Origin of the sequence: Brevibacillus reuszeri (assembly GCF_001187725.1) — a bacterium.
Classification (GTDB): domain Bacteria; phylum Bacillota; class Bacilli; order Brevibacillales; family Brevibacillaceae; genus Brevibacillus; species Brevibacillus reuszeri.
This window is the reverse complement of the sequence record NZ_LGIQ01000016.1, coordinates 25,522-49,082: the sequence shown is the minus strand read 5'-3', so window position 1 is coordinate 49,082 and position 23,561 is coordinate 25,522. Positions and strand designations below refer to the sequence as shown.

Below are 23,561 nucleotides of genomic sequence, written 5' to 3'. Positions count from 1 at the left end.
TTATGGACAAATGACCAAACCATCGTACGCCTCCTGACATAGATTGAAGGGAACAAACTGTGATCAGGGGGGATAACTGTGGATATCGGCAAATTGCTGAGTATTGTGGGCTCGATTCCTAAGGATAAGTTGAAGACGGATGCAGGTTTAAAGGAAGTTATCCGCGACATGGGCAAAAAGGTAGGAAAGAATTTCTCGGATAAGGAATTGAACAGCTATGTAGCGCAGTTCAGGCAAATGTCCAAAACGGAGAGCGTCGGCAGTCTGATGAATAAGCTATCCAAAAAGGGAATCAATACGAAAGATTTAAACAACCTCAAGAAACGCTTCAAATAAGAGAAAGCGTCAAAAGGAGGGAGGTGGGATTATCGCTACCAAGACGAAGAAGAAGCAAAAGCTATTGGTTTCCCAAGATCGACTGCTCGAGTCGGTGAATAAGCTCGCGGATGCTCAGAATTCGAACAGTGCACAGATGCTTCGCGAGATGAACCAGGTTCGTCAGGAGCTGCAAGATATGAAGGATACTTTGGGCCGTCTCAAAGCCAGGCCATTGCCAGACCAGCGGAGAAGCCTTTTATTCGGAGGTAGGCGGCAAACGATTCCTGTACAACCCATTCCAGAAAAAACAAAGCCTGCGTTTTCTATAGAAGACCTGTTGCCCCTTTTGCCTCATTTGAGTGGTGCTTTCCCTCAATTAAAGAATTCGAAAGTGGCCGATTCAATCAAGGTTCTTTCCAATCCAGCCGTTTTGTCGATGATCCAGCAGTTTGTCGCAAATGGAGGATTAAACATGCTGAAGGGACCTGTTGAGCAGGTGAGCAAGAGAGAGCGACGTGGATTGTTTCGCTTATAATAGAATAGCGGCAAATGGGTTGCCAAACACACCTAGAGGGAGACTGTCTTTCAACAAAAAAAGAGACAGTCTTTTTCTATTTGCCCAAAAAATCGCTCAGTTTATGACGATTTTGGTACCAAAAGACTACAAACTTTACAGAGAGTGATGCGTCTAATAAAATGGTGAACGTTGCACAATGGCGTCATGCCACAAAACAAAACAGACATCACGGAGGAGGACAGGATGAAAAGACGATTGTACCCGTTACTTCTTGCGATGCTAGTCCTGCTGCTAATCCCCGGTTGGGCAACAGCGGCAAAGGCAGCGAGCGAGGAAGCCGTCAAGCTGATCATTGGTGGACAAGCTACCGTACCTGATGTGCCGCCAGTCATCAAGAATGGGCGGACATTGGTTCCTGTTCGTGTAATCGCGGAAGGTCTCGGGGCTGAGGTAGAATGGAATGAAAAATCCCGAACAGCCGTCATTACACGAGGAGCCCAGCAGCTATCTCTCACACTGGATTCAAAAAAAGCAGTGGTGAACGGCAAGCAGGTAAGCCTCGACACGGCACCTGTCATCGCAAAGCAGCGCATGTTATTGCCACTGCGTTTTGTCGGAGAATCACTTGGTGTTACGGTGGGCTGGGATAACAGCAGCCGTACAGTGATCGCCAACGAAACACCGCAGGTCCTTTTAAATGGACATGCCCCTTCACAAGCGATCAAGACGTACCAGGTGTCTGATACGATGTATGTGTCGGCACAGACAGTAGCAGAGCAAGTTGGACAAAAAGGATTTGCCTGGAAAAGACCCGAGCGTGGAATGACGATTGATGATCAGCTGGTTCTTCCACTAGAGCAAATCGAGAATGAGCTTGGCGGTTCGTTCACATGGAATAAGAAAAAGAACGTGGTTGAAATCGATCGATTGAATCATCTGAAGGATTTAACGATGGATAAAGAACGCGTTCACATTAAAACCTCGATGCCCGTTCAGGCACAGGCGTTTGTACTGACCGGACCACATCGCATCGTACTCGACCTGCCGCAAACCTCCTTGGACGACAACCTCAAGGAGCTGTTGGAAGAGCAGAACAGCAACATTGGCAGTATCGGAGAGAGTGAAGAAAAGCAGCGAGCTTCGCAAGCCGATGAGGATGAGGACATGGATGAGGATACAGAACAGTCCTTCTCTTCCGACGATCAGGCAGCCAAAGCTGCAGAGCCAAAAGAAGAACCTTTGATTTCAGCACTGCGCTTTAGCCAATACAGTGCTTCGCCTGATACTGTCCGTGTGGTGATTGAATTAAACCAAAAGAGCCAATACAATTTGGTGAATACAGATGATGGCATTGAGGTGCAGCTGACGCCGAAGCCAAAGAAAACAGGATATTTGATTGTCATTGATGCGGGTCACGGTGGAAAAGACCCAGGTACACTAGGGACTGCAGGCAACCATGAAAAGGATTATAATTTGGCTGTAGCCAACAAGGTTGTTGAGCTCTTGAAACAGTACCCGGAGTTTCAAGTCGTGCCTGTTCGCACAACAGATGTGTTTTATGAGCTGTCAGAGCGTGCGGCTATCGCGAACGATCGAGAGGCTGATTTATTCCTGTCGATCCATGCAAACGCGGCTCCAAGCGCGACGGCTGGTGGTACGGAAACCTTCTACTATAATGCAAACAGTAAGACATTTGCGGAAGTTGTACATAAACATCTGCAGGGCGCAACGAAATTCCAGGACCGTGGAGTCAAGGCAAGCGGTTTTTACGTCATTAAAAACACGAATATGCCAGCCGTTCTGACGGAAACGGGCTTCCTGTCCAATCCGACAGAGAACGCGCAGCTGATGAATCCGGCGTTCCAGGACAAAATCGCGAAAGCGCTTGTAGCAGCGATCCGCGAATACTATCAGTCGTATCAGTAAGGGAGGTTTATTCCGATGAAAAAAAGTCGTTTGATCTGGATGGCAGCTCTCGCTATGGTGCTCATGGCTGGTTGTGGGCAAAAAGCGGCTCCCGCCCCGCAGCCGACGACTCCGGTCGAACAGCCGTCTGGCTCGACTCCATCGACACCTGAGCCGAAGCTGACGAAGCAAAATATTACGGTATACTATTCGGATAGTGATCTGATGGATCTGCAAAAGGAGGAGCAGGAAGTTTCTTTTGCCGAAGACATCGAAAAGTACAAAAAAACGCTCACGATGCTAGAGAAGCCGCAGAAGACAGAGGAGCATTTTCCACTTTGGAAAGACTTCCACTATCATTCCGTGACATTTGACAAAGGAACGTTGACAATCGATGCAGACAGTAAAAACCAGTACAATCTTGGAGCTGGCGGCGAAGGAATGGCACTGACTGCATTGCTGAAAACCTTTTTCCAATACGCGGAAGTACAAAAGATCGTGATTTTGGAAGATGGGAAAAAGACAGAATCGTTGATGGGGCACGTAGAGATTACCGATCCATTCACACGCGATAGTTTAAAATAGCTCGTATAGAAAACGGCACGTCCTGAAGACTTCGGATGCGCCGTTTTTTTGTTTCGATGATCAGGTTCTTTCCCTGCAATTGAACGGCTCATTTATACAATTTGGTCCTCATCTTTAAGAAAGCTTAACAATGGCAACACAATACAACAACATTCGAGCTGTATAGTTTGTACTTGTAAGAGAGAAAAAATACCCGACCCTTTTAAGGAGGATTTTCATCAAATGAAAAAACTCAGCAAAATGTTTATGGCGCTGACTTTTGTAGGAGCTTTGCTCGCAGGTTGCGGAAGCAATAATGCCGCACCAGCACCAGCGCAACAACCAGCAACATCAACACCAGCACCAACGACTCCTGCTCCAGCACCAGAAGCTAGCAAGCCAGCAGCTTCCAGTGAGCCAGTTACGGCAGTGGGTTCTACAGCATTGCAACCTCTCGTAGAGCAAACAGCTAAAGACTTCATGGCAAAAAATGAGGGCGTTCAAATTCAAGTACAAGGTGGAGGAAGCGGTACTGGCCTTAGCCAAGTAGCGAGCGGAGCGGCAACAATCGGTAACTCCGACATTTTTGCAGAAGAGAAAAAAGGAATTCCAGCGAATGAGCTGGTCGACCATAAAGTAGCTGTCGTAGGTATGGCAGCAGCAGTAAGCCCTAAAGTAAAAGTAGACGACTTGACGAAGCAACAGCTGATCGACATCTTTACAGGTAAAATCACAAACTGGAAAGAGGTTGGCGGCGATGATATGAAAATCACGCTTGTAAACCGTCCGAAATCTTCCGGTACTCGTGCAACATTCAGCAAATTCGCATTGGATGGAAAAGAAGAAGCAGAAGGTATCACAGAGGATTCCTCGGGTACTGTTCGCAAAATCATTGCTGAAACACCAGGCGCAATCGGTTACCTCGCTCTGTCCTATTTCAACGATACTGTTAAAGCAGTGAAGTTGGATGGAGTAGAAGCAAATGCAGAAAACATCACGTCAAATAAATACCCAGTTTGGGCATATGAGCATATGTACACGAAAGGTGAGGCTTCTGGCAACGCAAAAGCATTCCTGGACTTCATCCTGACAGACGAAGTACAAAAGAAAACAATCACAGAGCTCGGCTTCCTGCCTATTACTGACATGAAGGTAGAGCGCGATGCAGAAGGAAAAGTAACGCAAAAATAAATAGTCAAGCAGTTAAAGCAAGATAGAGGGGTGGGTGGGGGCACTTACCCCTCATTTTGCTTGTAAAGATGTAAAAACCTATACCTTTTTCGAGATAAATAACACGCTCGTACCTCCATGAGGAGGTCTCAGAAGAAGCTTTCTGATGTTAAGTCGTTTTCTTTCCAGGAGGGAGAACATGAACCATCGTACCTACGGGTCAAAGACAGAAAGGCAATCCATGATTGCGCGAAAAATGCTGACGTACAATAAACGCCAGTTTACAGAGAATATAACAGGCAGAACGATCGCAATGGTTTGTGCGGCCTTGCTAGTCGTTGTCGTTTTGTCCATCACGTATTTCATTGCTTCCAAAGGATTGTCCACGTTCTTTGTGAACGGAATTAGCATCACGGAATTTTTAACACAGCTTAAATGGGACCCAGAGGGCGAGCCTTCGGTATACGGTGTGTTTCCCTTTATTCTTGGTTCGTTTTTAGTAACGGCTTTGGCTGCGCTGATTGCTGCTCCGCTTGGCATTGGTGCTGCGATTTTCATGACAGAGATCTTCCCGAACTTCGGTAAAAAAGTGTTGAAGCCGGTTATTGAGCTGTTGGTGGGGATTCCATCCGTTGTTTACGGCTATGTGGGTCTTACCTTGCTTGTTCCTTTTATTCGTGAACAATTTGATGTATTGGGCTTTAGCTTGCTGGCAGGGGGTCTTGTACTTGCTCTGATGATCTTGCCAACGATCACAAGTGTGGCTACTGATGCGATTCAGGCAGTGCCACAGGATTTGCGCAATGCCTCACTGGCATTGGGAGCCACACGCTGGCAAACGATTTGGAATGTCGTTTTGCACTCCTCGCTTCCAGGTTGTTTAACGGCAATTGTTTTGGGTATGGCGCGCGCGTTTGGAGAGGCTTTGGCGGTTCAGATGGTTATCGGGAATACGACAAAGCTGCCAGGCAGCCTCTTGGACCCAATCAGTACGCTGACGAGCGGAATTACGCTCAACATGGGGAATACGATTCAAGGTACCCCATACAATAATGCGCTTTGGTCGATGGCATTGTTGCTCTTGCTCATGTCTTTCATCTTCATCATGATTTTGCGTATCTTGGGCAGAAAAAGGATGGTGAAATAGATGAAAGCAAGAATAATGGACCGCGCTGCAACGATTATATTGACACTGATCGCCGTTTTGATTATCGGCACGCTGGTAGGACTTCTCGGCTTCATTTTGTCGCAGGGGTGGCATAAGCTCAATCTGGACTTCCTGACGTCACCACCTGACATCGTCAATGCAGGCGGCGGGATCGGACCGCAGCTGTTTAACTCTTTGTACCTGCTTGTTTTAACGATGCTGATTGCATTGCCGCTCGGTATTGGCGCAGGTATTTATATGGCTGAATATGCGCCGGATAACAAGTTTACGCAGTTTATCCGGATGAGTATAGAAGTATTGTCTTCTCTTCCTTCGATTGTTGTCGGTTTGTTTGGTTTGCTAGTGTTTGTAAATATGACTGGTTGGGGATATACCCTGTTTTCCGGTGCCTTGGCCCTGACAGTGTTTAATCTGCCATTACTGGTTCGTGTTACAGAAGATGCGCTGCGCAACGTACCGCGCAGTCAAAAAGAAGCGAGCTTGGCGCTTGGCATCACCAAATGGCGGACGATTGTCTCAGTCATTTTGCCGGCAGCTTTGCCAGGGATTCTTACAGGAGCAATCCTCGCATCGGGACGTGTGTTTGGGGAGGCCGCAGCTTTGCTGTTTACTGCGGGTATGTCTTCTCCAAACCTGAATTTCACCGATTTCACATTAAACAGTCCGACTTCACCACTGAATCCGTTCCGTCCAGCTGAAACTCTTGCTGTACACATCTGGAAAGTAAACAGCGAAGGGTTGACGCCGGATGCACGCGATGTTGCAGATGGAGCCGCTGCCGTACTCATCATTGCCGTGTTGCTCTTTAACGTCTCGGCCCGTTGGTTTGGTACATGGGTATACAAAAAGATGACGTCAGGATCAAACTAAGAGGAGTGGTAAGTATGTCCGTACTCACGATGCAAGACACAGTGCAAGACGCTGTCAAAGATACGATTATTCAGACCCAGGGTGTCTCTGTCTTCTACGGGGAAAAACGTGCAGTGAACAGTATTAGCATGGAGATCGAGCGGAATTCTGTCACGGCCTTCATCGGGCCGTCTGGCTGCGGCAAGTCTACGCTGCTCAGAAGCTTGAACCGTATGAACGATCTGGTTCCCTCTTGCCGTGTAACAGGCTCGATCATTGTTGATGGGATTGATATTACGAGTGAGCAAGTAAACATCGAAGGCTTGCGTCAAGTTGTTGGGATGGTATTTCAACGGGCGAATCCATTCTTTAAATCAATTTACGAAAACATCGCGTTTGCCCCTAGATTTCATGGCTTGACCGATAGACGCGCACTCGATGAATTGGTAGAGAACAGCTTGCGCAAGGCTGCACTTTGGGATGAGGTCAAAGACCGCTTGCGTGACTCAGCCTTGTCACTCTCTGGTGGACAGCAGCAGCGCCTTTGCATCGCTCGCGCCATCGCCATGCAGCCAACTATTTTGCTGCTGGATGAGCCGGCTTCCGCGCTCGATCCAATCTCTACAATGAAAATCGAAGAGCTGGTCATGCAGCTAAAAGAAGAATACACAATCGTGATTGTGACGCATAATTTGCATCAAGCAGCACGTATCTCTGAAAAAACGGCTTTCTTCCTGTTAGGTGAGCTGGTGGAGATGGATCACACATCCAAAATCTTTACTTCTCCGGAAAATGAAAAGACCGAGGCATATATTAGCGGTCGATTTGGTTGATGTATATGCCCTCCGTTTCAGCTTCTTGCTGCGGGGAGGGTTTTTGTATACCAAGAAAAAGAAAAGGCCCTCTATGCGGAGGGCCTTTCGATTGTGCGGAAGAAGCGTATTTCTTGTTCCAGATCTTCTACGATGCCTGTCAGACGCTCCGAATCGTGTAAGAACTGCTCCGAGAGGGAGAGGCTTTCCTGGTTGGCTGCGACGGCTTGCTGTGTGCCAGAGACGACCTCTGTAGCGGATAAGGCGAGGCTGTCTACTCGGTCCTGAATCACCTGGCTCTGGCTGTAAATCCATTCCGAGAGCTTCTCAATCGATTCAAACTGGCTCGTGAGGACTTCACTGATCTGCACGGTTTTTGTAAAAATATCGGTAGCTTGGTGCAAGGTATTGATGCCATCTACAGTCGCGTGGTCCGTTGTTTCCAAGCATTCTGAGACGTGAGCCATTCGGTTTTCACCTGATTGGAGGACTTGCTGGATGCGCGTCGTGGCTTCTTCCGTTTGCTCGGACAGCTGGCGGATTTCGTCTGCGACAACACCGAAGCCGAGTCCAGCTTGTCCGGCTCTCGAAGCTTCAATGCGAGCGTTAAAGGACAGGAGCTTTGTTCTTTTGGAGATGGAGGAGATCAAAGCGAGAATATCCCTGATGTCGTTCATGCTTTCTTTCATCGAGGACATAGCGTGAAGAGATGCTCGCATGTCTTCTGAAATCTTTTGCATGTTTTCTTTTAAGTGATCGATGGATAGGGCGGCTTTGGCGCTTTGCTCGCGCGACTCCTGATTTTGCATGACAGCTGTTTGCATGGAGCTGTTAATCTCGGACATTTCCGTAGTAATACTCTCCATGATGGAGTGGATCGTGTCGATTTGTACTTGTTGCTCATCCATCTCCAGGGATAGTTTTTCTGTCACAGCGACAACCTCGGTCTGCATGGCATGGGAGTGACGGGAGCTTTTTCCGACGTGATCGGCGACTTGCCTGACGTCCGAGATGACGTATTGAATTTTTCCGATGATGGTGCGGATTTGCCCGCTCATACGATTGAAGCTGTCTGCGAGCTGTCGTATTTCATCATTGCTTTTAACTTGCATGTTTAAAAAGAGATCGCCTTCGCTAAACGCAGTCATTTTTTGTTGAACTTCCTTGATCGGCTGCGTAATTTTACGAACAAACAAATATAAGAGTAGGCCCAGTGCACAAAGACCGATCAGGGAGACGGCCAATATCGTCAGCTGCAGACGATTCACCACTTGCTTGACCTCGATAATGGATTGGACGACGATGATTCCCCAGCGGAGTGAGTCGTCAAAGCGATAGGCTGCGAAATAGCTCGTCCCATTCATCGTCATTTCGTTCACACCCGTCTGACCGGACAGGACGTACTGTACGACAGGCAGTTGATACAATCCAGGGCGCTGCAAAGCGTAGTTTTGATCAGGATGAGCAACGAGCTTGCCGGTTTGATCGACAATCATGGCGTATCCGGTTTCCCCTAGCTTGATTTTACTGATGGATTCACTCAGCTTGGGTACAGAGACAAAGGCAACTACGACTCCGATAGGCTCTTCCTCTTCATTTCGCAAGGCAATGGAGATTGCTATTTTTGGAAACTCGGTTTTAGAAAACTGGAAAACATCCGACACATAGGTTTTCTCTTTGTCGAAAGCACCTTTGAACCAGTCTGTTTTTCTAGGATCATATTCGCTATCGAGCGGAGAACCGGGAAAAGTGAGGAAGCGTCCATCATTGGTGGCTACCTGTAATTCAGAAATAGTAGGATTGCTTGATACGATCTCGGAAAAAATTCCAAACGTCTGACCATTTGATACTTTGCCATTCTTGTAAGTCGATGCGTATGACTGTAAGGCTGTGACGATTGTCTGTACCTTGCTGTCGACCTCCTGCAAAGCAGCACCGGATGCATCCTGCAATTGTTGCTTTGTTTTTTCGTTAAGCATGGCCTCTGATTGAGAACTGATGAAAAAGGCCGTAATCGCCATCATTCCGATAACCATTGCCATCATTCCGAAGAACAGCCGGGTAAAAATAGAACGATAATGAAACGACGAGTTGCCTAATGTACTTTTTTTTCTTAGCATCAAATATGCTCTCCCCTTATTCGACAAAACGTTCAGCTTTATTGTAGGTTTTGCCAGAAGGGGCGTATATGGTTTACCGGCAACATTTACCATAACTTTACCTTGGGTGAAATCTTTATGGAAACTTAATAAACATCACATAGAAGCATAACATTATGGCGCTATAGTGATGGAGATGAAGTAATGCTGCAACAGGAAAAGGAGCGAGGACCGTATGAGCGTTATTTCGGTGCGAGAGTTAAACCTCTTTTACGGAAATAAGCAAGCCCTCTATGATATAAATTTAGATGTAGATTCCCATTCCATTACCGCTTTGATCGGGCCATCAGGCTGTGGGAAGTCCACCTTTTTACGAACGCTGAATCGCATGAATGATTCCGTTCCCAATACAAAAATTACAGGCTCTGTGAAAGTATTTGATGAAGATATTTATAGCTACAACGTAGAAGTAGAAAGACTGCGTAAAAATATCGGGATGGTTTTTCAGCACCCGAATCCGTTTCCGAAGAGTATTTATGACAACGTGACATACGGACCCAAGCTGCATGGCTTGATGGATCGACATAAGCTGGACGAGATCGTAGAGACAAGCCTCAAGGCGGCTGCCCTCTGGGATGAGGTCAAGGATGTGCTGAAAAAGCCTGCAACTGGCTTGTCTGGTGGACAGCAGCAGCGTCTGTGTATCGCCCGTGCCTTAGCAGTTCAGCCGCAGATTTTGCTCATGGATGAGCCAACCTCCGCATTGGACCCGATCTCAACTGCGAAAATCGAGGAATTGCTGGAGGAGCTGAAGGGTGTCTACACGATCGTAATTGTGACGCATAACATGCAGCAGGCAGCGCGAATCTCAGACAAAACAGCCTTTTTCTTGAACGGCGAGCTTGTCGAGTTTGATCAAACACCTACCATTTTCCAAAATCCTTGTGATAAAAGAACAGAGGATTACATTACCGGACGTTTCGGATAATTCTCTCTTGTAGTATCGTAGAAAGAGCGACCACTTTCCTGGTCAGCTCTTTTTCTTTTTGTCCAATAGAAGTGCAGCCGCGGCTTTGCCAAACGCCAAAATGCAAGACGCAGCTAGGTTTTCTACTTGTGAGGTGAATCATACAGTGGTTTGGATTTCCTTGAGTATTTTTGTAGTCACGTTGACGCTTGTCATTTGGCAGCCACGCGGAATGTCGATTGGCTACCCGGCGGTAGGGGGAGCGCTCTTGGCGCTGGCAACGGGCGTCGTGACCATGGTGGATGTGGCGGAGGTAACCTCCATCGTCTGGAATGCGACCTTTGCCTTGATCGGTATTATCATTATTTCTCTTATTTTGGATGAAATCGGCTTTTTTGAATGGTCGGCACTGCATATGGCGCGGCTGTCCAAAGGGAAGGGCCGGCTGATGTTTGTTTATGTCATTTTGCTCGGGACACTCGTATCTGCCTTGTTTACCAACGATGGGACGGCATTGATCCTAACACCGATCGTTCTGGCGCAGGTACGCGCGCTGAAGCTTGATACGAGAATGGTCTTGGCTTTTGTGATGGCTAGCGGCTTTATCGCGGATACGAGCTCCTTGCCCTTTGTGGTCAGCAATTTGGTGAATATCGTATCCGCCGACTATTTTGACATCGGCTTTGCTGAGTATGCGGCTCGTATGGTGCTGCCTAACATCTTTTCCGTTGGCGGCAGCCTGCTGGTATTGTTTTTGTATTTCCGCAAAGACATTCCGCTGCAGGTGGATCTGACACAGCTGAAACAGCCGCACGAAGCGATACGTGATCATGGCTTGTTCCGTCTGTCCTGGCTGATTCTTGGAGTCCTTTTGCTTGGATTTTTTATCAGTGAGTCTATCCATACACCTGTGTCGTTCATTATTACGGGTGCAGCAGCGATTTTTTGCCTTGCTGCCCGTAACAGCAAAGCTATACAGATGCGGCGAATTATGAAAGAAGCGCCATGGGTCGTTGTCATTTTCTCGATTGGGATGTATGTCATTGTGTGGGGCGTACACAATGCAGGGATCACTGATCTGGTCAGAATGATGCTCGATGGATTGAGTGAGATGGGGCTACTGGCTACTACGATTGGAACAGGCTTTATTGCGGCCGTGCTGTCCTCGCTAATGAACAACCTCCCTACTGTCATGTTCAATGCTCTCGCCATTACGGGAACGCATGCAGAAGGAGTGCTTAGAGAAGCGATGATTTATGCCAACGTCATCGGCAGTGACTTGGGACCTAAAATTACGCCGATTGGCTCACTGGCAACCTTGCTATGGCTGCACGTGCTGGGACGTAAGGATGTGAAGATCACGTGGGGACAATATTTTCGGACAGGGATCGTGCTGACCGTGCCGACCTTGCTCATTACGTTGGTCGGGTTGTATCTCACGCTTCGTTTCATAGGTTAGGTCAGCGAATAGGAGAGCAGGTGCTCGGAGAAAATAGGCGCATCGTACCGTAAAAGGAGGATGTTTCCATGTGGCAAGGTTGGCCGATTGAACGCGTGCTGATTTTGTTTGCAGGACTTGCATTTGCGCTGATTGCTGTTCAGGTCACGCTTTTTCATGCAAGGCAAAATTTTCGCCATTGGGCAATGTGGGTACCTGTGCTTGAGCTCCCGGTGTTTGCCGTGACGGCTATTGTTTTATCATTCATGAATGCAGGGTGGCTTCGCTGGGTGTTTGCCTTGATGATGGTCATCGGATTTGCTGGCGGAGTGTATGGAGCTTATCTGCATGCGGCAGGCGTTAGGCAGCGGGTAGGTGGCTACTCGCAAAGTCAGAATTTCCTCGTAGGTCCACCCATTATCCTTCCCTTACTCATCACCGCCATGTCGGCATTGGGGCTTCTCGCCCTGTTTTGGGGGTGAGCGAGATGTCCAAGCATAGTCGCTATCCTGCCTATGATGTCTGGGAGCAGCACCAGGAATGGGATGATCACACGCAAAAAATCGTTGGCAAAAGGCGGACGCCTCACGTTACTCATCAATTTTTTACGGAAACAGAAGCACTGCTTCTGCAAACCGTAGTGAGTGTACTGGTCGATGATCACCGATTGGAGGTGTTGACGTTTGTTACACAGCATCTGGATGATTCGGCTGCAAGCCCGATTGGAGAGTCTCAGAGAAAGGTCGGGGTACCGCCTAAAAAGGAGCTGTACCGTTTAGGGCTGGCAGGGGTAGAAGCAGAGAGTCACAGTATGTACAAAGTCAGCTTTGTTGCGTTAAAGCCAGAGGAACAGGAACGGGTGCTGCAGGCTGTAGAAAGCGGGAACACGCAGAACGGCCAAGCCTGGTCAGAAGTTGCTCCTGCTGATTTTTTCAAGAAGCTTTTGCATGATACGGTAGGTGCCTACTATTCCCATCCGTTGGTTTGGTCGGATATCGGGTATGGTGGTCCTGCTTATCCACGCGGGTATGTTCGGGTAGAAAAAGGTTTGACGGACCCATGGGAGGCGAAAGCGAATGGCAACGGATGACCGGGTTACGCATAACAGTGATCATTACGAAGGGTACCGCTCAAGGGGGATGGAGCAGCGAAAGTACGCCGACGAGGCAGATGTTTGTATCGTTGGGGCTGGAGCGGCAGGAGGGGTGCTTGCTTACGAATTGGCAAAAGCGGGCCTCAAGGTCGTTGTGATTGAAGCAGGACCATTTTGGGACCCGCAAAGTGATTTTGCCAGCGATGAATTAGCGATGCGCAGACTGGCGTGGCAGGAGACGCGGCTGGTGGCGGGGAATGACCCGCTCAAGCTCGGTCATAACAATTCGGGGCGAGGTGTAGGCGGGGGAACCGTACATTTTACCGGTGTCTTCCTGCGGCTTCACGAAAGCGATTTTCAGACGAGGTCGATGGACGGAGTCGGAGAAGACTGGCCGATCCGTTACAAGGATCTTGCCCCGTATTATGACAAAATCGAGCGAGAGATTGCCGTGTCAGGCCCGAATCATTTTCCCTGGGGTGAATTCAATGGCCCCTATCCTTATCCTGTCCGAGAGCCGATCAGCGCCAACGCCCAATTGTTCCGGGAAGGCTGTGACAAGCTGGGCTTCGAAAGTGTCGTTGCACCATTAGCGATCCTGTCTGCTCCCTTTGAGGGGCGTCCGCCGTGTATCAATCGTGGCTTCTGTAACCAAGGCTGCATGCCGAATGCCAAATATAGCGGGCTGGTTCACCATATTCCCAAAGCCATTGCCCATGGGGCTGAGGTGCTTTCCGACTGTATGGTCACGGAAATCTTGATGGCAGGCGGCCGGGTAAGTGGCGTTCTTTTTCAGCATGAAGGCTTGACGCATCGGCAAATGGCGCGAGTGGTCATTCTTGCCGGCTTTGTTGTGGAGACACCGCGACTATTGCTTCATTCAGCCACCTCTCATTTTCCAAATGGACTAGCCAATTCGAGCGGGTGGGTGGGCAAGGCGATTATGCCTCATTCCAGCCATGACGTTTATGGACGTTTGCCAGATGAGGTTCGCTTGTACAAAGGAACTCCTGTACTTGCCCTCACGCAGCATTTTTACGAAACGGATCAGAAACGTGGTTTTGCCCGCGGTTATACCTTGAGCGCGCACGGGTCAAGACCAGTCGCTATGGCAGGGGCTATCTCAGCGGAGCGGGAAGATGGCTCGTTTTTATGGGGGAAAAAGCTGCGAGAGACGATGCTCGACTACAATCAGTTTGCTAGAATCACATTGGTAGGTGAGGTTCTGCCAAATCCGGAAAATGCTGTGACCTTAACTAGGAAAAAGGATGAGTACGGCATGCCGATCCCGCAGGTGACATTTAGCTATGGCGAAAATGATCGCAAGCTTTATCAGCATGCGATCGGACAAATGAAGCGAATTATTGAGGCGGTTGGAGGAACTCCCGAGCATGTCGTCTCTGATACTGCTCATTTGATGGGGGGCTGTCGTATGGGGGATGATCCGGAGACCTCCGTCGTCAACGATTTTGGTCAGACTCACGACATTCCCAATCTTTTCATAGCAGGCGCCTCTACGTTTGTCACATCGGGCGGAGGTAATCCAACAAATACAGTAATGGCGCTGGCTGCACGTACTGCTGACAAGCTGATTGAGGCAATGTCCCGTAGAGATGTTTAGCGATCTTTCACGGAACTTTTACGTTCATCTCTTCCCGACCTGATGAAGCATATAGTATACTGGGATACAGATATGCAAGGCAAAGGTGGGTTCGTATGGAAATGGATTTGATGCAGGTACTGTTTTTGTCAGAGGTTTACAAGCTGCTTGGTGACAAGACGCGCTTGACGATCATGGCCCTCCTGCAAGTGCAGTCCTTATGTGTTCGTGATCTTGTGGAGATTCTGCAAACGTCCCAACCCTCGGTTTCCCAGCACTTAGCTAAGCTAAAGACACATGGTTTGGTAAAAGAGCGCAGGAAAGGGCCATGGGTATTTTATTCAGTCAATACGGAGTGTACCCCTGCGGTCAAGCAGATTCTTTCAAACTTGCCGGATATGTCACCAGTCATCAAACAAAAATCAGCCGAGAATGAACTATCCTTCGGCTGATGCATCTTAGGAGCGTTGGATCAGATTAGATCCAGCGCTTTTTTATCGTTTAAGAATTAATTCATTTTACAATAAATGCTTTGTTAATTCTTCCTTGTCGAAGCCATGAACGACGATTTCCTCGCCATTTTCTTTTTTGATATGCGTGACGGGTGTCATGCTTGCACCGAGGGTGATAGCCTCCTGGAAGTAGGTATCATTTTTGCGGATATCCCTGTCTTCAAACGGAATTTGCTGCTGGGTCAGCCACATTTTCTCTTCCTGGCAAGGACCGCAAGTAGTTTGTGTGTAAATAATCACAGTATGGGCCATTTTAAATGCTCCTTTCGCATGGGAAAACTCGAGTGAAAACAAATCAATTCGCGTATCGCAAAGAAAATCCTGCTCGCGTCAACACTTCTAGGATGCCCAAAAGACAAATCCATTTTTTCTACCAGTATTCTGGAAAAATGAGGATGGATACGATTGAGGAGCAACGCACAAATTAACCTCAGTGACGTCGAGGAGGTGAATGGAACAATGCCTAAGCAAAACAAACAAGCTGGTCAAGCTGGTATGCAAGCAAACCAAGCGAATCAAGCGAATCAAGCGCAAAACACTGCAACTGAATTCGCAAGCGAGACTAACGTATCGGAAGTTCGTCGTCAAAACCAACAATCCGCTACGAAGTCTGCTTCTCAACAATCTTCTGGCCAAGCTACTGAGTAGCCAGTGGAAACGAACCCTCGCATCTTGCGAGGGTTTTTTTGTGTGGCAGCTTGCCAACACTATAGGCGAGTGATACTGTGAGGCATAAAGCCAGATGACGGGAGAGAGCGTAGTCAATGATTGTTGGCATTGGGGTAGATATCGTGGAGATTGAAAGGATTTCGAAGCTGGTCAAAAGGCAAAAAAGTGCGATCAGTCGATTTTTAACCATAGAGGAGCAGCGGTACCTGCAAGACAAGGCAGAAGCGAGACAGGCTGAGATTATTACCGGACGTTTTGCAGCAAAAGAGGCGGGAGCAAAAGCGCTTGGGACGGGGATTGGAGTAACGATAGGCTTTCTTGACATGGAGATTGTTCCAACGGCACTTGGAAAGCCAGAAATGAAAATAAAAGACGAGGTATTCGAACGACTTGGGTTGGACCCTGCTCGCATACGGGTGCATCTGAGTATTTCACATAGCAGGGCATATGCCATTGCGCAAGTTGTTGTGGAACAACTATAAACTTGTCTGCATATTGGGACGAGGATGGACATACATTTATATCGCGTAGATCAGGAGGGACTACCTGCTCTGACAGGAAGAGTAAGTCTTTAGCCGATCAAGCGATATCGCGTCCCCATAGGCATAAACCGACAAGTGACACGATGAACGCTGCATGAGGCGATAGACTGACAGATTTCCCAGGAAATAGACAGGGATGCCCTTCTTTGTCGAAAATTTTGACAAGGAGGAATTCATTGAATGAAACGGGCAGCTTTACCACTGGTGTTCATGTTGGTCTTCTCTCTGCTGCTCGGCGGCTGCTTTGGTCAGAAAACACCAGAAGATGTGGTGAGCGACTTGAGCGGTACGCTGGGAAAAATGTCGGGGTACAAGTCTCAAGCAGTTTTGACCATGCAGACGGGCTCTACGCCGATGGAGTACGATGTTCAGGTATGGTATGAGAAACCGAATAACTATCGGGTGGCTCTTACCTCCAAGCAGCGTGGCATCACGCAAATCATCCTGAGAAATGGAGAAGGGGTTTTCGTCCTCACGCCTCATTTGAACAAGAGCTTCCGCTTCCAAAGTGGCTGGCCAGAAAACAACGGACCACTCTATCTTTATGAAACACTCGCGCGCAGTATTATTGACGATGCAGAGCGACAAATGAAGATGGAAGAAAAGCAATATGTTTTCGAGGTCAAAGCCAACTACAGTGGCAATCGATCGCTTACGAAGCAAAAGATTTGGATGACAGAAGATTTCAAACCTACTCACGCAGAAATCATGGATTCTAGTATGCAGCCACTGGTAAAAATCAACTTTACTGAATTTATGTTCAACCCATCCTTTGAAAAGGATGCGTTTGACAAGGACCGCAACATGACGACCAGTTCACTGAACGCAGTTCCAACCATGGGTACAAACGGACAGGTCATGGAGCAGCCAAATAGTCAGTTTGGAGTGATTGTGCCGACTTATGTTCCAGAAGGTGTGAAGCAAGGCGATATTGAGCCAGTGACTAAGAATGGTGTACGGACTGTCGTTTTGAATTACAAAGGCAACTACAATTACAAGCTGGTTGAGGCACGTCCTACAGAGGTCTCCGTCACCTATGAGCAAGGCATGCCAGTCAACCTCGGATTTACAGTTGGTGTGCTCGCCCAGACAGACGACAATCGACGCATTCTTACGTGGGAGCTGGATGGCGTAGAATTTATGCTCGCAGGCGATTTGCCAGAAGAAGAAATGATCACCGTCGCACAGTCTACGTATGGTGTCGGTGGCAAATAACTCTTGGGAGAGGGGACGGACTATCCGTCCCTTTTTTTGTACCATTTTCCAAACATATCTCCACGACTTTCCCTCAAGTTTTCCACTTTTATCAAAGGGGAATCTAATAAACCCCTTGTACACTTAGTCATGTACCCAGGAGGTACGGTACATCACAACAGCAGATGAAAGGATTGAGTGTATATGTTTAGCAAAGCAAAATTGGGAATGCTTTTGGGAACGATGGCAGCAGTTCTGAGTCTGGGTAGCCTGGGCAGCGCCCTGGCGGCAGATACAGCACAAACACAAGCACAAGACCAACAATGGAATAAACCAGCACATGTAAAATTCGCAGGAGACAAAATGGATCACCGTGGTGGATTCGGCATGAAGGTTTCCTTCAAAGAAAACACAGAGCTGCTCTCCCTCTTGAAGCTGGATGCGGATCAGCTGCAAGAAGAGCTCCAGGCAGGCAAGTCTTTGGCTGAGATAGCAAAAGCACAAGGAGTGGATACCGATGATGTGGTAGCTCTTCTGGTGAAGGAGCAGGAAGCCAAGCTGGCGGAAGCGGTAAAAGCAGGCAAGCTGACGCAGGAGCAGGCTGACAAAATGACGGAAAATGCTAGCGAGCGTCTCAAAGAGCAGGTAGAAAACACACATACCGGCAAAGGCTTTGACAAAGGAAGAGGCTTCGGTGGTGGCTTCGAGAAAAACGAAGAGCTGCTCTCCCTGCTGAAGCTGGATGCTGACAAACTCCAAGAAGAGCTCAAGGCAGGAAAATCCTTGGCAGAGGTAGCAAAAGCACAAGGAGTGGATACCGATGATGTGGTAGCCCTTCTGGTGAAGGAGCAGGAAGCCAAGCTGGCAGAAGCGGTAAAAGCGGGCAAGCTGACACAGGAGCAAGCTGACAAGATGGCGGAAAAGTCGAGTGAGCACGCCAAAGCTCAAGTAGAAAATACACACCAGGGTAGAGGCTTCGGCAAGGCTTTTGGTGGAGGATTTGAAAAGAATGAAGAGCTGCTCTCCCTCTTGAAGCTGGATGCTGACGGACTTAAAGAAGCATTGAAAGCAGACAAATCACTCGCTGCGGTGGCACAGGCTCAGGGCGTTTCTACCGATGATGTGGTAGCTCTCCTGGTAAAAGAGCAGGAAGCTAAACTGGCAGAGGCGGTAAAAGCCGGCAAGCTGACACAGGAGCAGGCTGACAAGATGAATGAAAACGCAACTGACCGCGTAAAAGCGATGGTAGAGGGCACACATCAGGGCAGAGGACCGGGCAAAGGTATGGGCTTCGGCTTTGGCATCGACAAAAATGAAGAGCTGCTCTCCCTGCTGAACGTGGACGCTGCCAAGCTGCAGGAAGCCCTGAAATCGGGTAAATCTCTGGCGACGATTGCTAAAGAACAAGGTGTAGATGTAGAGGATGTCGTAGCGACCTTGGTCAAGCAGCATGAAGCACAAGTAAAAGAAGCGGTAGCAGCAGGCAAGCTGACACAGGAGCAAGCTGACGAGCGCAACGAGAAATTGACTGAAATGGTCCAAAAAATGGTGGATGGAAGCTTTGAAAAAGTAGTCTTCCCACGCAAAGACAAAGACGAAAAAGAAGCAAAAGCACAGACAAGCGAAGAGTAATTTGCAGCATGTCCTGCATTGAGAGAAGAAACCCCGCATAAGTCGGGGTTTCTTTTGCATTCCTTCAATTGACACATGACCGCAAAAAAGGATACATTCAGAGTAACTTATATCGATTGAGGTGGCATGCTTTACATGAAAAAACCGACTACCGATGTTCTGTACCAGGAGGAATCTAGCTACAAGGATATGCTCTTGCGAAAAACATGGCGCATGCGTATCAGCGAGACCGTCTTGTTTGTATTAGGGATGATGATTCTTGCACAGATTCTTCCAACCAACAACACTACCTTCAAGGTGCTTGCCTTTGCTATTGCAATCGCAGTTGTAGGTCTGTCGCCCTTTTTGTACAAGTCGATGCTTCGTCCGATGTACAAGCTGACGAAGACGCATCTGATCATCTCGATGTCTGGCAAGGAAACCAGCTATCCGTTGTCAGAGGTGGAGCAGGTCATCGAAGGACGTCATTTTTACAGACTCTCAGGCAAAAAAGAATCGTTGATGGTTTCCAGGCAGTTTCTCAGTCATTTGAATGAACGCTTGTTTTACTATAAAAAAGGGAACAAGAGGAGATAAAAATGAAACCGTTTTGTCGTGACACTTGGGTTGAGGTTAATCTGGACGCTATCCGGGCCAATGTCGAGACGTTCAGAAGCCATATTCCTGCGAGCACAAGCATTATCGCTGTTGTGAAGGCGGATGGCTACGGACATGGGTCTGTCCGAGTAGGAGAAGAAGCACTTGCGAGTGGAGCTGAATCGCTGGCTGTTGCTATGCTGGATGAAGCGATCGTCCTGCGTGAGGCGGGGATTGAAGCGCCGATTCTGGTGCTTGGCTTCACTCCTGTTGAGTCCGTAGAGCTTGCCAGCCGGATGAACGTGGAACTGACCGCTTACAACAGCGATTGGATTATACAAGCCAATACGCTTTTACAACAGGCTAATCTGAAGCCGATTGGATTGCAGATCAAGGTAGACACAGGCATGGGACGACTGGGAGTTCGGACGCAGGAGGAGCTGCTGCAGGTCGTGTCTGCACTTGAGCAGTCACCCAAGCTGGTCTGGAGTGGCGTCTTCACCCACTTTGCTTGTGCAGACGAGAAGAATACTACCCATGTGCGACGACAACACGAAACGTTTCAATCATTGCTGCAATCTTTGCGCGACGCTGGTAAAAAACTGCCCAAGATTCACTGCTGCAATACGGCTGCAGCGATTGCTTTTCCCGAATGGGGGTATGATAGCATCCGATTGGGCATAGGTTTATACGGATTGTATCCTTCGCCCTACATGAAAGAACGCAAGGATGTATCGCTTGTTCCAGCCCTTACGCTCAAAACCAGAATTGCTCATGTGAAAACAGCAACAGAGCCTATGACGATCAGTTACGGGGCAACGTATTGCGCTCAGCCTGGCGAACAGGTAGCGACACTGCCAATCGGCTATGCAGATGGCTTCTCTCGCCTGCTGTCAAACCGGGGAGATGTTCTGTACAACGGCTCTCGGGCTCCTATTATTGGCAAGGTTTGTATGGATCAGTTTATGGTGAGACTGGAACAAGGAACGGGTCAGGTCGGGGACGAGGTCGTCCTCTATGGAAAGCAGGGTGACGAGGAAATCTCGTTGGATGAGGTAGCGGCACAAATTGGCACCATCAATTATGAGGTTCCCTGCATGCTGAACTACCGGATTCCTCGCGTCTATTTCCGCAACCAGACAGAGGTCGGTGTGTTTCATCCACTGACGATGAAACAGACACCGCAAAAGACTGTAAATAACTAGCAGGGAAAACCGAGCAGGAATTTGAATGCGAACCGCGAATACTAGTTAAGCGCAAAAACAGGCTATTCCTGTGGAAAGCAATCTCGATGTTTTTCACGAAAGCTAGATGTGGCCGCTTGCGGTCTGCAAAACGCTGTGAACGTTTTGTTTAACGTATAAGAATTTATAGGCCTAGGCTTATAAATTCTGGAGCGCATGATAACCTTCCGCTAGAACGCGGTCGCTCCTGCTTGAGGAAGCTTCGATAGAGGTTTTATTAAGAGCGTACGGATAGGTATATTTTTGCAATGGTTTCGACATAATGGTATTGTTCATACTGACACATTTTATCAGTAGAACACACGTAGCGGATGGAAGTTACGGTCATGGTTGGAGGTGGATTTGTCTTGTCGAAGTCAAACACGAAACGCATCATGATCAGTTTGCCACAACACTTGCTTCAAGAAGTTGATGGCGTCATTCAAAAGGAAAAATCCAATCGCAGCGAATTTATTCGCCAGGCGATGCATTTGTATTTGAAGGAGCGTAAGAAACGCACGATCCGTGAGACGATGCAAAAAGGTTACATGGAAATGGCTAAGATCAATCTGAAAATGGCATCGGAGGCTTTTGGCGCTGAGGAAGAGGCTGACCATACTCTTGTCCGCTTAGTTAGCGGGGTGTAACCAATGATTGTCAAACGCGGCGATGTGTTTTTCGCGGACCTGTCACCGGTCGTTGGTTCTGAGCAAGGAGGCGTGCGGCCTGTTTTAGTCATTCAAAACGACATTGGAAATCGATTTAGTCCGACGGTCATCGTCGCAGCCATTACGGCGCAGATACAAAAGGCAAAATTGCCTACGCATGTTGAGATTGACGCAAAAACATATGGATTTGATCGTGACTCCGTCATTTTGTTGGAACAAATTCGAACCATTGACAAGCAACGGCTGACCGATAAGATAACCCACCTTGATGATGAGATGATGGATCGAGTAAACGAATCCTTGCAAATCAGTTTGGGACTTATTGATTTTTAAACCTTTGATCAGCGTATTCAACGGCTAAGGTTTTTTAAGAATGGATCAGACCTTGGAGAGGAAAAGCCACTTGGGTAAACAAGTGGTTTTTTTGTATGTTCAGAAGTTTGGGGGCAGGGAATCCTTGCGCGAGTAGCGAATGTAGTTCGAGGAGAATTGTAGACAAAATGTGACACGATTTGCTTTATATTCCGAGGTAGAGAAAAACTTCGCTTCGCATTCATTTTATTTCTACCTATCAAGTGAGGGCGGAAGGGGTTTTTTGATTGTGGCAGTGCTGTTACCCTGAGACAATCAACATTGAAAAAGAGACGGATATTGTGGCAGCTAGACAAGTAGGGCGAAATATGTCGAGACAGCTTGGCTTTGGCACAATCATGCAGTCCCGAATTGCCACCTCCATTTCAGAATTGGCTCGCAATATTTATTTGTACGCAGGCAAAGGAACGATCACCATATCACCAGTAGAACGTAAAGGAACGATCGGATTACAGCTGACAGCCGTTGATCAGGGACCTGGAATTCGTGATATTCGCAAGGCGTTGGAAGACGGATTTTCTACTTCTGGGGCACTCGGAGCAGGGTTGCCAGGAGTCAGGCGCATGATGGATGAGTTTGATATCCAAAGCTCGCCAGAAGAAGGAACCCGTGTCGTCGTCGTGAAGTGGCACAACCAACCAGAGGAAGGTGGACGGGAATGGTAGCCCGGAGCTTGGAAGAAGAGTACGTAAAAATTCTTCGGGATTACCTGAGTGGCCTCTCAGAAGACCAGTTGTATGATGCGCAGCAGTTGGGAAAATGGCTTCTTTCCCGGGATATTTCGCCAGAAGAGCTAACTGACCTGCACGGAAGAGCACTGGAGATGCTGGGGGAGGTACCAGAGTTTGTGCGGGCCTCCTTTTCCATTCTGACCGAAGTAATGATTGAATACGGAATCGAGCACAGATCTGTGAATAGCTGGAGAAACCGTCACCAACAGATAGAGTCAGAGATCGCGGTAGCATCTGCTATGCAACAGACTCTGCTGCCAAAGGAAATTCCAGTCTACCCGGACATGGAAATTGGGGTGGTAAGTGTTGCTGCCCATCAGATTTCAGGTGATTTCTATAATATGATCGCACAGGACGATCAGCGATTTTGTCTTACCATTGCTGATATTACGGGAAAAGGAATACCCGCTGCAATGTGCATGTCCATGTTGAAATACGCCATGGATAGTCTGGGTGAAATTCAGATGGGGCCAAGTGATATGCTGCACCATCTGAATCGAGTGGTGGAGCGCAACATCGATACCAGTATGTTTGTCACGATGGTATTGGGGAGCTACGATACGAGAAACCATCGCTTTCGATATGCTGTGGCAGGACACGAACCGGGCTTTCTTTACCGAGCAAAAACAGGCCGCTTTTACGATCTCGAGGGACAGGGCGCTGCACTCGGTCTTTTCCCGGACACGGAGTACGAGGAAAATGAAATCCAATTGGAGAAAGAAGATGTTCTGATTCTTCTGACTGATGGTGTAACAGAACGCAAAATAAACCGATACTACTTGCAAAGGGATGAGCTTGTATCCTATTTGCAGGCAGAGGTAGGCACATCCGCACAGCATATGGCCGATGCACTCTACAGCAGGCTGCTTCTGCTTTCCCAGTTTGAACTGCCAGATGATTACACCATGATCGTGCTACGAAGAAACTGAGCAAAGCTCGGGA

General features: G+C 48.1%; 26 protein-coding genes. 24 read left to right on the top strand and 2 right to left on the bottom strand.

Annotated features, from left to right (window positions below; all coding sequences use genetic code 11):
• Positions 1 to 78: 78 nt before the first annotated feature.
• From ADS79_RS30815 to pstB (ADS79_RS30780), 8 genes are all read left to right on the top strand, one after another.
• Positions 79 to 336 carry a hypothetical protein gene (locus ADS79_RS30815; RefSeq protein ID WP_049742310.1) on the top strand — a complete coding sequence of 86 codons (258 nt, stop codon included), beginning with the start codon at positions 79 to 81 and terminating at the stop codon, positions 334 to 336.
• A gap of 64 nt (positions 337 to 400) precedes the next feature.
• Complete coding sequence (locus tag ADS79_RS30810) at positions 401 to 853, top strand: hypothetical protein (protein WP_236700160.1); 453 nt, start codon at positions 401 to 403, stop codon at positions 851 to 853.
• Between the two features lie 225 nt (positions 854 to 1,078).
• Positions 1,079 to 2,761, top strand: coding sequence for an N-acetylmuramoyl-L-alanine amidase family protein (locus ADS79_RS30805; protein WP_049742309.1), 1,683 nt, complete (start codon positions 1,079 to 1,081; stop codon positions 2,759 to 2,761).
• A 15-nt stretch (positions 2,762 to 2,776) separates the two neighbouring features.
• Positions 2,777 to 3,325 carry a GerMN domain-containing protein gene (locus ADS79_RS30800; protein ID WP_049742308.1) on the top strand — a complete coding sequence of 183 codons (549 nt, stop codon included), beginning with the start codon at positions 2,777 to 2,779 and terminating at the stop codon, positions 3,323 to 3,325.
• Positions 3,326 to 3,547: 222 nt separating this feature from the next.
• The gene (locus ADS79_RS30795; protein ID WP_049742307.1) at positions 3,548 to 4,495 is read left to right on the top strand and encodes a phosphate ABC transporter substrate-binding protein; all 948 of its coding nucleotides are present in this window, start codon (positions 3,548 to 3,550) and stop codon (positions 4,493 to 4,495) included.
• 178 nt (positions 4,496 to 4,673) lie between these two features.
• Positions 4,674 to 5,621 (top strand): phosphate ABC transporter permease subunit PstC, encoded by a 948-nt coding sequence (pstC, locus tag ADS79_RS30790; RefSeq protein ID WP_049742306.1) that lies wholly within the window; start codon positions 4,674 to 4,676, stop codon positions 5,619 to 5,621.
• Positions 5,622 to 6,512, top strand: coding sequence for a phosphate ABC transporter permease PstA (pstA, locus tag ADS79_RS30785; protein ID WP_049742305.1), 891 nt, complete (start codon positions 5,622 to 5,624; stop codon positions 6,510 to 6,512).
• Between the two features lie 14 nt (positions 6,513 to 6,526).
• Positions 6,527 to 7,324 (top strand): phosphate ABC transporter ATP-binding protein PstB, encoded by a 798-nt coding sequence (gene pstB, locus ADS79_RS30780; protein WP_049742304.1) that lies wholly within the window; start codon positions 6,527 to 6,529, stop codon positions 7,322 to 7,324.
• Between the two features lie 71 nt (positions 7,325 to 7,395).
• Here the strand turns inward: pstB (ADS79_RS30780) and ADS79_RS30775 are convergent, their stop codons facing one another.
• On the bottom strand, positions 7,396 to 9,423 hold the full coding sequence (locus ADS79_RS30775) for a methyl-accepting chemotaxis protein (RefSeq protein WP_049742303.1): 2,028 nt from the start codon (positions 9,421 to 9,423) through the stop codon (positions 7,396 to 7,398).
• Positions 9,424 to 9,637: 214 nt separating this feature from the next.
• On the opposite strand from ADS79_RS30775, the gene pstB (ADS79_RS30770) reads away from it, so the two are divergent.
• The 6 genes from pstB (ADS79_RS30770) (at position 9,638) to ADS79_RS30745 (ending at position 14,952) form a co-directional block, all read left to right on the top strand.
• A complete protein-coding gene (gene pstB, locus ADS79_RS30770) occupies positions 9,638 to 10,390 on the top strand; it encodes a phosphate ABC transporter ATP-binding protein PstB (RefSeq protein ID WP_049742302.1) in 753 nt (250 codons plus the stop codon).
• A gap of 145 nt (positions 10,391 to 10,535) precedes the next feature.
• Positions 10,536 to 11,828, top strand: coding sequence for an arsenic transporter (locus tag ADS79_RS30765; RefSeq protein WP_049742301.1), 1,293 nt, complete (start codon positions 10,536 to 10,538; stop codon positions 11,826 to 11,828).
• A 68-nt stretch (positions 11,829 to 11,896) separates the two neighbouring features.
• On the top strand, positions 11,897 to 12,289 hold the full coding sequence (locus ADS79_RS30760; protein ID WP_049742300.1) for a hypothetical protein: 393 nt from the start codon (positions 11,897 to 11,899) through the stop codon (positions 12,287 to 12,289).
• 5 nt (positions 12,290 to 12,294) lie between these two features.
• The gene (locus ADS79_RS30755) at positions 12,295 to 12,897 is read left to right on the top strand and encodes a gluconate 2-dehydrogenase subunit 3 family protein (protein WP_049742299.1); all 603 of its coding nucleotides are present in this window, start codon (positions 12,295 to 12,297) and stop codon (positions 12,895 to 12,897) included.
• 49 nt (positions 12,898 to 12,946) lie between these two features.
• On the top strand, positions 12,947 to 14,521 hold the full coding sequence (locus tag ADS79_RS30750) for a GMC family oxidoreductase (protein ID WP_141261096.1): 1,575 nt from the start codon (positions 12,947 to 12,949) through the stop codon (positions 14,519 to 14,521).
• 95 nt (positions 14,522 to 14,616) lie between these two features.
• On the top strand, positions 14,617 to 14,952 hold the full coding sequence (locus ADS79_RS30745) for an ArsR/SmtB family transcription factor (protein WP_049742297.1): 336 nt from the start codon (positions 14,617 to 14,619) through the stop codon (positions 14,950 to 14,952).
• A 66-nt stretch (positions 14,953 to 15,018) separates the two neighbouring features.
• Here the strand turns inward: ADS79_RS30745 and ADS79_RS30740 are convergent, their stop codons facing one another.
• Complete coding sequence (locus tag ADS79_RS30740; RefSeq protein WP_049742296.1) at positions 15,019 to 15,264, bottom strand: glutaredoxin family protein; 246 nt, start codon at positions 15,262 to 15,264, stop codon at positions 15,019 to 15,021.
• A 207-nt stretch (positions 15,265 to 15,471) separates the two neighbouring features.
• Between ADS79_RS30740 and ADS79_RS30735 the strand changes: the two genes are divergently transcribed.
• The 10 genes from ADS79_RS30735 to ADS79_RS30690 all read left to right on the top strand — a co-directional run bounded on the left by ADS79_RS30735 (position 15,472) and on the right by ADS79_RS30690 (position 23,548).
• Complete coding sequence (locus tag ADS79_RS30735; RefSeq protein WP_084766145.1) at positions 15,472 to 15,660, top strand: gamma-type small acid-soluble spore protein; 189 nt, start codon at positions 15,472 to 15,474, stop codon at positions 15,658 to 15,660.
• Positions 15,661 to 15,776: 116 nt separating this feature from the next.
• Positions 15,777 to 16,163, top strand: coding sequence for a holo-ACP synthase (acpS, locus tag ADS79_RS30730; protein WP_049742294.1), 387 nt, complete (start codon positions 15,777 to 15,779; stop codon positions 16,161 to 16,163).
• A gap of 240 nt (positions 16,164 to 16,403) precedes the next feature.
• A complete protein-coding gene (locus tag ADS79_RS30725) occupies positions 16,404 to 17,438 on the top strand; it encodes an outer membrane lipoprotein-sorting protein (RefSeq protein ID WP_049742293.1) in 1,035 nt (344 codons plus the stop codon).
• A gap of 183 nt (positions 17,439 to 17,621) precedes the next feature.
• Positions 17,622 to 19,049: a coiled-coil domain-containing protein gene (locus ADS79_RS30720; RefSeq protein ID WP_049742433.1), complete on the top strand. Its 1,428-nt coding sequence runs from the start codon at positions 17,622 to 17,624 to the stop codon at positions 19,047 to 19,049.
• A 135-nt stretch (positions 19,050 to 19,184) separates the two neighbouring features.
• Positions 19,185 to 19,625: a hypothetical protein gene (locus ADS79_RS30715; RefSeq protein WP_049742292.1), complete on the top strand. Its 441-nt coding sequence runs from the start codon at positions 19,185 to 19,187 to the stop codon at positions 19,623 to 19,625.
• A gap of 2 nt (positions 19,626 to 19,627) precedes the next feature.
• Positions 19,628 to 20,830, top strand: coding sequence for an alanine racemase (gene alr / locus ADS79_RS30710; RefSeq protein ID WP_049742291.1), 1,203 nt, complete (start codon positions 19,628 to 19,630; stop codon positions 20,828 to 20,830).
• 365 nt (positions 20,831 to 21,195) lie between these two features.
• On the top strand, positions 21,196 to 21,495 hold the full coding sequence (locus tag ADS79_RS30705; RefSeq protein ID WP_025845698.1) for a CopG family ribbon-helix-helix protein: 300 nt from the start codon (positions 21,196 to 21,198) through the stop codon (positions 21,493 to 21,495).
• Between the two features lie 3 nt (positions 21,496 to 21,498).
• Complete coding sequence (locus tag ADS79_RS30700; protein WP_005830205.1) at positions 21,499 to 21,849, top strand: type II toxin-antitoxin system PemK/MazF family toxin; 351 nt, start codon at positions 21,499 to 21,501, stop codon at positions 21,847 to 21,849.
• Between the two features lie 320 nt (positions 21,850 to 22,169).
• Positions 22,170 to 22,553 carry an anti-sigma regulatory factor gene (locus ADS79_RS30695; RefSeq protein ID WP_328135989.1) on the top strand — a complete coding sequence of 128 codons (384 nt, stop codon included), beginning with the start codon at positions 22,170 to 22,172 and terminating at the stop codon, positions 22,551 to 22,553.
• Positions 22,547 to 23,548: a PP2C family protein-serine/threonine phosphatase gene (locus ADS79_RS30690; RefSeq protein ID WP_049742289.1), complete on the top strand. Its 1,002-nt coding sequence runs from the start codon at positions 22,547 to 22,549 to the stop codon at positions 23,546 to 23,548. Before ADS79_RS30695 ends, ADS79_RS30690 begins: the two co-directional genes overlap by 7 nt.
• The last annotated feature ends 13 nt before the right edge of the window (positions 23,549 to 23,561 follow it).